The organism is Kitasatospora sp. NPDC093558 (genome assembly GCF_040683475.1).
In the GTDB taxonomy this organism is placed as follows: Bacteria; Actinomycetota; Actinomycetes; order Streptomycetales; family Streptomycetaceae; genus Kitasatospora.
In genome coordinates this window covers 1-9,652 of the sequence record NZ_JBFBDY010000233.1, presented here as the reverse complement: position 1 = coordinate 9,652, position 9,652 = coordinate 1, and the positions used below count along the sequence as shown (strand labels likewise).

Annotated in this window: 9 protein-coding genes; 6 read left to right on the top strand and 3 right to left on the bottom strand. The window is 75.5% G+C overall.

Going from position 1 to position 9,652, the window contains the following annotated elements; all coding sequences use genetic code 11:
* Together AB0O00_RS21250 and AB0O00_RS21245 are read left to right on the top strand one after the other, a co-directional pair.
* Positions 1-699: SWIM zinc finger family protein (locus AB0O00_RS21250; protein ID WP_363654013.1), on the top strand; the 699-nt coding region annotated here is incomplete at its 5' end.
* Entirely contained in the window at positions 696-3,440 is a 2,745-nt protein-coding gene (locus AB0O00_RS21245; protein WP_363654011.1) for a DUF6493 family protein, read from the top strand. The genes AB0O00_RS21250 and AB0O00_RS21245, both read left to right, overlap by 4 nt.
* 84 nt (positions 3,441-3,524) lie before the next feature.
* Here the strand turns inward: AB0O00_RS21245 and AB0O00_RS21240 are convergent, their stop codons facing one another.
* From AB0O00_RS21240 to AB0O00_RS21230, 3 genes are all read right to left on the bottom strand, one after another.
* Positions 3,525-4,679 carry an MBL fold metallo-hydrolase gene (locus tag AB0O00_RS21240; protein ID WP_363654015.1) on the bottom strand — a complete coding sequence of 385 codons (1,155 nt, stop codon included), beginning with the start codon at positions 4,677-4,679 and terminating at the stop codon, positions 3,525-3,527.
* Positions 4,680-4,979: 300 nt separating this feature from the next.
* Positions 4,980-5,432, bottom strand: a complete 453-nt coding sequence (locus AB0O00_RS21235; RefSeq protein ID WP_363654009.1) for a MaoC family dehydratase — start codon at positions 5,430-5,432, stop codon at positions 4,980-4,982.
* Positions 5,433-5,617: 185 nt separating this feature from the next.
* A complete protein-coding gene (locus AB0O00_RS21230) occupies positions 5,618-6,049 on the bottom strand; it encodes a pyridoxamine 5'-phosphate oxidase family protein (protein ID WP_363654008.1) in 432 nt (143 codons plus the stop codon).
* Positions 6,050-6,196: 147 nt separating this feature from the next.
* Between AB0O00_RS21230 and AB0O00_RS21225 the strand changes: the two genes are divergently transcribed.
* The 4 genes from AB0O00_RS21225 to AB0O00_RS21210 all read left to right on the top strand — a co-directional run.
* On the top strand, positions 6,197-7,069 hold the full coding sequence (locus tag AB0O00_RS21225) for a hypothetical protein (protein WP_363654006.1): 873 nt from the start codon (positions 6,197-6,199) through the stop codon (positions 7,067-7,069).
* A gap of 136 nt (positions 7,070-7,205) precedes the next feature.
* The gene (locus AB0O00_RS21220) at positions 7,206-7,829 is read left to right on the top strand and encodes a hypothetical protein (RefSeq protein ID WP_363654004.1); all 624 of its coding nucleotides are present in this window, start codon (positions 7,206-7,208) and stop codon (positions 7,827-7,829) included.
* The gene (locus AB0O00_RS21215; protein WP_363654002.1) at positions 7,823-8,755 is read left to right on the top strand and encodes a hypothetical protein; all 933 of its coding nucleotides are present in this window, start codon (positions 7,823-7,825) and stop codon (positions 8,753-8,755) included. The genes AB0O00_RS21220 and AB0O00_RS21215 overlap by 7 nt, the downstream gene beginning before the upstream one ends.
* A gap of 116 nt (positions 8,756-8,871) precedes the next feature.
* On the top strand, positions 8,872-9,652 hold a 781-nt coding region (locus AB0O00_RS21210), incomplete at its 3' end, for an SAF domain-containing protein (RefSeq protein ID WP_363654001.1).

Sequence of the window (9,652 nt, the reverse complement as noted above, 5' to 3'; positions counted from 1 at the left end):
ACCCGTCCGGTGCCGGGCGCGGTCTGCCTGCCCGGCCCCGAGCGGCTGGTGGCGCTCCAGCGGGTGCTGCGGCACGCGCTCGCGCTGCGCGTGTACGGGCCCTCGGCCGGTCCGGCCCTGACCGGCCCGACGGCCTCCGCGTGGGAGGTGGTGCTGCCCGGCATGCGGCTGACGCTGACGCTCTCGCCGGACGCCTCGCGCGGTTTCTCCGGCGAGGGCGGGGTGCTCGGCGCCCTCGCCACCGGCACCGCCGAGCAGGACGCCGAACTCGTCTCCGTGCTGCTCGCGTGGGAGCCGCGGATCGAGATCGCCGATCTCGCGGAGCAGTCCGGGCTCACCCCGGAGCGGGTGCGGGCCGCGCTCACCCGGCTCGGCACGGCCGGGCAGATCGGCTACGACATGGCCGAGGCCGCGTACTTCCACCGGCAGCTCCCGTACGACGCGGGGCGGGCCGAGGCGGCGAACCCGCGGCTGCGGGCCGCGCGGGCGCTCGTCGCGGCGGGCGCGGTGCGGCTGGAGGACGGCGGTGCGACGGCCGTCGTCACGGTGGACGACCACGTCCAGCGGGTGCGGACGGACGGGGCGGGCCGGGTGAGCTGCACCTGCCTGTGGTGGGCCAAGTACCGCGGCGGGCGCGGGCCGTGCAAGCACGCGCTCGCGGTGGGGATCGTACGGGACGGCAAGGAGGCCGGGGCGTGAACGCGGTGGCATCGGCGGTGACATCGGCGCAGGCAGTGTCGGCGGGATCGGCGGCGGGGGTGGCTGATGGGGTGGGCGAGCTGCTCGCGGCCGTCCGGAGCGGGTCGGTGAAGGTGGTGCCCGGGCTGCTCGCCGGGCTGGACCAGGCGCAGCGGCGGGCCTGCTTGCCCGGACTGAAGGAGCAGCGCCGGGAGATCCGCGGCGAGTGGTCGAACCCCGCGAACGCGCGGGCCGCCGCCCTGCTGGTCGCCGGGGCCGGCTGCCACGCGGGCCCGGCCGGCGCCGCCACCTGGATCGGCGGGCGGGACTTCGTCGGGCGCGGCGGCACGCTTCCGGGGGAGCTGGCCGTGGTCGTCGAGGCGCAGCCGGTGGAGTGGCAGGTCGAGGTGGCCACGCGGCTGGCCGGGCGGGCGGTGCCGGGCGGGAGCTGGTCGCTCCACCCGTTGATCGAGGCCGTCGTGCGGCGCACGGGGTGCGCGGTGCCGCAGAGCGAGTCGTTCGTGCGGCAGTGGGTGGACAGCAGGATCATTGGCGCGACCGGTCCGCGTAGGACGCTCGCGGACGTGCTGCGCGCCGATGCCTTCACGCCCGTGCTGATGCCGAGGGTATTCGAACTCGACGACGTCGGCTGGCTGTTGTCCTGGCGGCTCAGCCCCCGGCCCGGGGACGTCTTCGCCGAGGCCGTCGCCGAGCTCGCCTCGTCCGGGGTGCTGGAGCGGGGCGAAGTGCTCGACCGCTGCCTGGCCCGGCTGCTGCGCGGTGGGAGGCCCGCCGACCAGCGGCTCTTCGCCGACGTGCTGCGCGCCCTCGCGCCCGCGCCCGGGGAATTCGCCGCCCGTGCGCGGGACTTGGTGGCGCTGCTGGACGGCCTGTCGGCCATCGCCGGGTACGCGCAGGAGGTGCTGGCGGGGCTGGACGAGGCCGGACTGGTCGAGCCCGAACTGCTGGGCGAGGCCTCGGCGGTGGTGCTGTTCCGGGCCGAGAAGAAGCTGGTGCGGGCGCAGTTGGGGTGGCTGGACAAGGCGGCCCGGCGCTCGCCGGAGCGGGCGGGCGCGGTGGTGCTCGCCGCGTCGGGGGCGTTCGCGCACCCCGATGCCGGCGTCCAGGAGCGGGCGTTGAACGTGGTGGCCCGTCACCTCAAGGCCGCCGGGAGCGCGGTGCTGCCCGAACTCCTCTTCACTGCCGAGGGGTTGAACCCGGTCCACCACCCGCGTGCGGGCGAGCTGTTCGGCGCGCCGGTCGGCGGGGACGAGAAGGACACCGGGTGGAACGAACTGCTGCCGCCCGTCCCCGGGCCGCCCCCGCTCGGGGCGCCGATCGCCTCGGCGGCGGAGGTCGCCGAGGAGCTGTCCGCGCTCCTGGCGGCCGGGGAGCCGGAGGTCGCGGCGTTCGAGCGTGTGCTGGACGGGCTCGTGCGGCACGCGTGCGAGCACCGGGCGGCGCTGGTCGAGGCGCTGGAGCCGGTCCTGCGGGTGCACGCCTGGAACGGTGTCGGGCGCTGGCAGGACTGCGCGCCCCAGGACGTCCTCTACGTCGCGACGGCGGTGGCCGGCCGGACGCCGCCGCACCGGCTCTGGGACTTCCTCGGCGGCAAGGGCCGCTCACCACTGCGCGGCGAGACCATGACGCTGCACGGCCGGGTGCTCGCCGCCCGGCTGGAGGAGGCGGCCTGGCAGGTGACCGCGAACCGGCCGCCGTGCCTGCTGGCCACGCCCACCGACGCGACCGGCGCCCTGGACGCGGCGGTGCTGGTCGAGCGCCTGGCCGGGTACGCGGCGGCGGGCGTGACGCCGGGTCAGGCGGACCTGTGCGCGGCGCTGCTGCGGGTGGGGCCGGCCGACGCCGACGTGCTCCGGGCGGCCGAGGCGGTGTCCATACCCACCGGGCGGTGGGTGGCGCAGTGGCTCCGCGGCGGGGGCCTGCCCGCGCAGCCGTCGGAGCGGGTGGTCTTCGCGCCGGGCCGGGGCGCGCGGACCGGGCGCTACTACGCCGAGCGCTGGTGGGAGGACCTGCGGCGGGTCGCTGTCGCGCAGCCGGGCATCGGGGAGGGGCCCGAGGGGCCGGGCGGCGAGCGGCTCGCGAGCGAGTTCCGGGCGCTGCTGGAGAGTACGGAGCCGACCGTGGAGCGCGTCAGGGCGCAGCGGCAGTGGTTCTGGATGCCGACCGCGCACTGGGCGGCGATGCTGCCGTGGCACCGCGAGGAGCTCGCGGCCCGCTGGCTCGACTGGTTCGCCCGGGCCGCCGACTGCGACGAGCGCGGGGCGGGGTCGATGCTGCCCGTGCTCGCCGAGGCCGGCGGAGCGGCCGGGCTCGCGCTGCACCTGGTCCTCGGGTACGGGCTCGGCGCCCGCCACGCGGAGGACCGGACGGCGGCCGTCGACGCGCTGCTCGTGCTCGCCGCCCGCGGTGACCTCGACGGTGGGCTCCTCGGGCGCGAGCTGGGCGCGCTGGCCGAGTGCGGTGCGGTGAAGCCGGCCCGGCTCGCCGCAGCGCTCGGCCTGGCGGCCGGGACGGGGGCGTACGCGACGGTGTGGTCGGTGCTCGGCGCGGCGCTGCCCGCCCTGCTGGCGGGGGACCAGAGTGCCCGCGGCCTGGGGGACCTGGTCGCGCTGGCCGCCGACTGCGCCCGCCGGACGCGAGTGCGCGGCCCGATCGCGGAGGTGACGGCAGTGGCGGCGAAGGGCGGTTCGAGGCGCCTGGTGAAGGAGGCGCGGGCGCTGCGGGACGTCTTGGGGGCGTAGGACGGACGGTGGGGCGGGGGCCAAGCAGGCAGGTGACGGGTGCCAGGTGCCAGGTAACAGATGACAGATGACAGATAACAGATTTCAGCGAACAGATTTTGAAATCTGTTCGCTGAAACCCGTCTCCCGTACCCCCACCACCGGGTCGACGCTCCCGCGCGCCGCCGCCGCGACCGCCCGCCACCACAGCCGTAGCGCCGGCGGCTTCACCGGTTCGAACGGCTTGCCCGGCCGGGGCACCGCGAGGTGGGCGCCGAGCGCGTCGGCGGCCGTGACGACCCGCTCGGCGGGCTCCTCCCACGGGTGCAGCGCGAGGTTGAAGGTGCACCAGTGGATCGGCAGGAGCAGCTCGCCGCCCAGGTCCAGGTGCGCCCGCACGCCCTCCTCGGGCGTCATGTGCACCTCGGGCCAGAAGTCGCTGTACGCGCCGACCTGCATCATCGTCGCGTCGAACGGTCCGAGCCGGCGCCCGATCTCGGCGAAGCCGGGGAAGTAGCCGGTGTCCCCGCTGTGGAAGATCCGGTGCCCGCCGCCGGCCACCACCCAGGACGCCCACAGGAACAGCGCGCTCGTGCGCGGCCCGCGGCTGCAGTAGTGCCGGGCGGGCGTGGCCGTCAGCGTCAGCCCGGCGACCTCGGCCGACTCCCACCAGTCCAGCTCGACGATCCGGCTCGCCGGCACCCCCCAGTGCTCCAGGTGCGCGCCGACCCCGAGCGGCACGGCGAACACCGCGCCCGTCCCGTTGAGCGCGCGGATCGTCGCCATGTCGAGGTGGTCGTAGTGGTCGTGCGAGACCACCACGACGTCCACCGGCCCGAGTTCGGCGAGCGGCAGCGGCACCGGGTGCAGCCGCTTGGGGCCCGTCCAGGCGAACGGCGAGCAGCGCTCGCCCCACACCGGGTCGAGCAGCACCCGGCGTCCGCCGATCTCGGCGAGGACGGTCGCGTGCCCGAGCCAGGTGAGCCGCAGCCCGGACTCCGGCGGCGCGGCGAGGTCGGAGGGCAGCAGCCGGTGCACCGGTACGGCGGCGGCCGGCGCGCGGCGGGTCTTGTCGCCCGCCAGCTGGGCGAGGGTGATCTCCAGCGGGCTGCGCTCGTACACCAGGCGGCGGGTGGGCAGCGGGTTGCGGAAGGCGCCGTCGGCGAACTGCGGGGAGCGGTGGATGCGGGCCAGCCGTTCGCCGCGCGGGTCGGCCCCGAAGGCCTCCGCCCGGACCCGGTGCCAGGCCGCGCGGGGCAGTCCGGCGAGGCCGGGGCCAGGGTCGGGGCTCGGGGCCGGACGGGTGGGTGCAGGAGCGAGCTGGGCGGTCAGACCGGCGAGGCGGGAGAACCACGGGGCAGGGCGGGGCACGGCTCCTCCAGGGACGGTCGCGGCTACCGGGCAGGCCGGGGGTCGCACCGCGGGGCGGGCCGGGCGCGGCCCCCACGCGGTACGACAACCATCTCGTCGGAGATTACTCCCCGTGAGCCGTGCGGACCCGGTGGAGACGTCCGTGCGGGCCAATCGGAGTACGGGCCCAGGCGCACCGGCCCCGGTGGGTCAGACGTAGAAGCGGGTGATCGTCTCCGCGACGCAGTGCGGCTTGGCGCTCTCCGCGCTGGTGATCGTGAAGCGCACGACCGCCTGGACCCCGCCCGGCACCTCGGTGGCCGAGACGAGTTCGGCGGTGGCCCGGATCGCGGTGCCCACCGGCACGGGCGCCGGGAAGCGCACCTTCTCCGACCCGTAGTTGAGCGCCATCCGCACCCCCTCGACGCTGTAGCACTCCTTCGCGAGCACCGGGATCATCGACTGCGTCAGGTACCCGTGCGCGATGGTCGAGCCGAACTGGCTCTCCTTCGCCCGCTGCGGGTCCACGTGGATCCACTGGTGGTCGCCGGTCGCCTCGGCGAACAGGTCGATCCGGCGCTGGTCGATCGTGTGCCACTGGCTGGTGCCCAGCTCGGTGCCGACGGCGGCGGCGAGGTCGGCGAGGGAGGCGAAGCTCGTCACGGTGCGCTCCTGGAGGGGGACGGGCCGCAGCCCGGTGATCAGGACGTCGGCAGGTTAGTCGTACTCCCCGGTACCTGTCAGGAGCGGGCACCGGACCGACGACAGGGCCGGGACGGATTCCCCAGGTCAGGGCTTCAGGGGCGCAGGGGCATCAAGGGCTTCGGAGGCTTCAGGGCTTCAGGCCCTCAGGACCACAGCACGCCGCGCCCGGCCGGGAGCAACCGGCGCCCGCTCACCAGTTCCGGCACCAGCGCGAAGTACATCGGCTCCGGATCCCCCACCCACGGCCGCAGCCCGGAGCGCAGCGCCCGCCGCAGCTGCTCGGGATCGCCGAGCGCGTCCGCCCGTCCGTGCACCAGCACGCTCCAGCCGGTACGGGTGACCGGGTCCAGGAGGTCCGCCTGGAACGCCACCACCGTGCCGTCAAGCCCGCGCGCGGTCGCACTTCCCCGGCGCACGGCGAGCAGCAACCGCCCGTCCACGACCTCGAAGGAGACCGGCAGGACGGCGGGCAGCGCGTGCTCGGTGTACACCACGCGCCCGACGGGCACGGTGCTGAGCAGCCGCAGGCACTCGGCCTCGCTCAGGGTCTCCACACGGTCGTCGTCGGGCTCCATGCGTCCGATCGTCCTCCGGTCGCGGTGCGGGCGGATAGGGCCCATGGTCCCGGAGCGCGGGGGCCGGGAGCCCCGTCGGCGGGGGCCGGGAGGGGTAGCCTGCCCGGCGGGCGGCCCCGGGTGCGCCGGGGCCGGCGAGGAGGGGGCGTGCGGATGGTCGGCGGGGTCGATCTGGTGGTGATCGGGGCGGACGGCGGCCCCGACAAGGGCTTCGGCGGGTCGGCGCACGCGCCGGACGGTGCCCGTCTGCTCGCCGGGGAGCTGCCCGGGATGTGCTTCGACACCGGCGCGGGGGGCTGCCGGGTCACCGCCGTCGCGCCGGACGCGGACGCCAACGCGATGCTCACCGCCGTCCGTTCGGCCGCCCAGCACCCCGGCCGCTGGCTGGTGGTCTGCCTGGTCGGCCAGCTGGTCGCCGACCCGCGCGGGCGCCGGCTCGCCCTGGTCACCGCGGGCAGCACCGCCGACAACGCCTACCGCCGCGGCCTCGCCTGGGACTGGGTGGTCAGCGCCATGGTGCACGGCGACCATGAGGAGACGCTGCTGCTCGTCGACGCCGTCGCCGACCGGGACACCTGGGCGGCGCTCGAACGCGGTGCCGACGCCCGTTCCGGCCAGGAGGGCGCGGGCGAACTGCTGAGCTACTCGCGCGTCCCGCTGTGGGGCCGGATAGGCCGTTACACCCCGGGCAGACGCGGCCGGGACGCCGTCCTGCCGGGAGCCGAGGGATCGTTCAGCCACGCCCTGACCACCGTGCTGCGCCAGGGCCTGCCGGGCGCGCCCGCCGCCGTCGGGCCGCTGGACCTCCAGCCCGCCGTCGCCGCGCTGCTGGACGGCGCGGAACCGGCCGGAAGTTCGGGTGCGCCGGGCGCGCGCCTGCTCGTTCCGCCGCAGGGCGGACGCCTCTTGATGCGCAATCGGGCGGCCGTGCGGGGCGCATTGGCCGGATTGTCGCTTTCCGAAGAACTGTTGGCCGTTCTGTGGCGCGAAAGTGCCCCGACGGATCCGCCTTCCGCGTAAGGTCAGGGGGCTCGAGGTGTTGCCGTGATGGGGTGGGTTGGCGAAGAATCGATGCCCGCGGAAACATCGGCGGGACGGCGGAATTCTTCTGGCGGCCACGGAGTTCGGCCGGGTTCGGTCGCGATGAGGTGGGGCGATGCGGCAGCGCGGAAATGTGGTGCGCCCTGGGGCGGTTGGGGTCGGTGGGGTGGTTCTGGCGATGCTGCTGGGCGCGTGCGCGAGCGGTGGGCCGGACGGTTCCGTCGATCGTCTCGGGACGGGTGCGCCGAGCGTCGCGCAAGTGAACCCGCTAACTCCTTCGGGTGGTTCCGTAAACGCCACGATCGCGCCGACCACGGGTGCGGAAGGCGCCGCGGGGCGACTGGCCATGAACACCTATCAGGACTGGTGGCGGGCCCAGACGGACGCATTCGGGCGAACGGATTCGGACGGAATCGCTCTGGAGACGTACTCCTCCGCGCAGGCGCTCGCCGATACGCTCGTCGGACTGCGTCAACTCCACGACGCCAAACTGGTGATGACCGGAGCGCCGCGCAATTCCGCCGTCGTGACGGCGGTCGACCTGAAAGCCGATCCGCACACGGCCGTGATCGAGGACTGCCTCGACGTGTCGGGATGGCACCGGGTCGACGCCGCCACGAAGGCCGCGCGGGAACCGGTGGGGCGGGTCAGCCGGTACCTGGCGACGGCATCCCTGCGCTGGTTCCAGGAACGCTGGCTGATCTACGACTTCAAGCGGGAGGCGGACCGGACATGCTGAACATCGGGAATACCGCTCGGCGATTCGCACCCCTCGCGCCGGTCTCGGCGGCCCTGCTGCTGATGTCGGCCGCCGTTCCGGCGATCGCGGACGAAACACCGGGCGGCGGCGCCGGACAATGCGCACCGGCGGCGATCTGCGGCGAGGTCCACGGCGGGGGGAGCACCCCGGGCAGTGGCGGGGCGACGGGCTCCGGCACCGGCGGCAACAGTGGCGGCGGTCCGCTGACCTGCTCGTGGAACAAGCACGAATGGCCGTGCCACGACCCGGAGATGGGCTGGTTCAGCGGCGAGACCGGCTGCTACTACCGCGTCGTCGACAGACCGGACGACCCGGCGTGGCAGGGACACAAGCCCACGGACGGCGCGCTCTACCTCCCGTCCTGCCCGCAGGCCGGCGGGGGGTGGGCCCCGGGCCCGCTGGAGTTCCACGCGCAGGCGCCGGCCGCTCCGCCGCCCGACCCGCACGCACTGGCCATCCAGATCAGGGACATGATGACCTTCCCGGCCCCCGCGCCGGCCGCGCGTCCGCAGGGCACCGCCGTGGTGAAGTCGCCGGTCTGGCTCTGGGTGAACGGCTCCCGGGCGCCGGAGGCGATGCACCTGACGGAACGGGGGGTCACCGTCACCGTCACGCCCAGGCTCAAGAGCGTGGTCTGGGGCTTCAGCAGCAAGTACTCGGTGACCTGCGACAACCCGGGGACGCCGTACGACAAGTCCTACGGCGGCGCCAAGTCGCCGGACTGCGGCTTCGAGTTCCCGACCGGCTCGGCCGGCGAGCCCGACGCGACCTTCACCGTCAACGTCACCGTGCACTGGGTGGGCGCGGTGAAGGTCACGGGCCTGAACGTCGCGGACTTCGAGATCCCGATCGACCGGAACGACACGCTCAAGCTCAAGGTCGCCGAGGTGCAGGTGCTCAACTGACCTTCCCGGCACCGCGGCACGGCAACGGACGAGCACGACGACACGCGAAAGGCCTCAACCCGGTGGAGAACCGTACGTACGCGACGCCGGGATCCGGCACACCCGCAGGCGCCGCGGTGTCCGTGGCCGTTCCCGAACAGGCGCAGGGCCAAGGCGGCGGCAAGGGCAAGGGCAGGGGCGGCAAGGGCCGCGCCGCGCCGCACGCCCCCGCCCGCACCCTGCGGGCCCGGCGCCGGCGCCCGGCGGTGCTCGCCATGTCGATCGCCCTGATCGCCGCCGGCGGGCTCGGCGGCGCCGTCCTCTACAACAGCACCGGCCAGCGGGTCGCCGTGCTGGCCCTCGCCCGGGACGTCCCGTACGGGCAGGTGATCACCGACGACGACCTCGTGGTGGCCAGGATCGCCTCCGACCCGGCGCTGCGGCCGGTGTCCGCGCAGGACCGCTCCGGCGCGGTCGGCCTGCGGGCGGCCACCGACCTCAAGCGCGGCGCGATGCTGACCAAGGGCGACCTCGCCCAGTCGCTCGCCGTGCAGCCCGGGCAGATCATCGTCGGCGTCGCCGCCCGCCGCAGCCAACTCCCGGCCTCCCGGCTCCAGCCAGGCATGCAGGTCGTGCTCGTCTACACCCCCGACAACGGGCGGCCGGACTCGCTGACCGCGACGGTCATCACGGTCGGCCGCCCGGACACCGACGGCAGCGTCGTGCTCGACGTGGCGGTCGGCACGGCGGACGGCCCGCGGCTGGCCCAGTGGGTCGCGAGCGGACGGATCCAGGTGCTGCTCGCGCCGCGCGCCGCCGCGGGGGACGCGCCGCCGGCCGCCGGGGCGGCCACGCCCGCGCCCGGGGCTGGGACGGCGCCCGCCTCCCCGGCCGCCCCTCCGGCTGCCGGGACGCCCG